The sequence below is a fragment of the Lentilactobacillus parafarraginis DSM 18390 = JCM 14109 genome (assembly GCF_001435895.1).
Lineage (GTDB): Bacteria > Bacillota > Bacilli > Lactobacillales > Lactobacillaceae > Lentilactobacillus > Lentilactobacillus parafarraginis.
The window spans coordinates 1-236 of the sequence record NZ_AZFZ01000243.1 but is presented as its reverse complement, the minus strand read 5'-3'; the positions used below and the strand labels follow the sequence as shown (position 1 = coordinate 236).

The 236-nt window shown below is 45.3% G+C and carries 1 protein-coding gene; it reads right to left on the bottom strand.

Annotated features, from left to right (window positions below; translation table 11 throughout):
* Positions 1-236 (bottom strand): IS30 family transposase (locus FD47_RS14895; RefSeq protein ID WP_156404186.1); only part of this gene is annotated, 236 nt, incomplete at both ends.

Sequence of the window (236 nt, the reverse complement as noted above, 5' to 3'; positions counted from 1 at the left end):
AGTATCCGTGACTGCTTCTGAAGTTCTTTTAGCAGCTTTACCAATAAGCAGGTAACGAGATTTTCGGTCAACCAATGTAACGACACAAGCCTTTCCGCTTTTGCCTAACACGGTATCACCTTCCCAGTGACCAATTTCTACACGGTTGTCAGCTTCTCGCGGACGATCATGAATCTTGTTGGGGATTGGAATCTTGCCTCGCTTTTCTTGATAAGCTTTATTGTGGCGAGACTTGC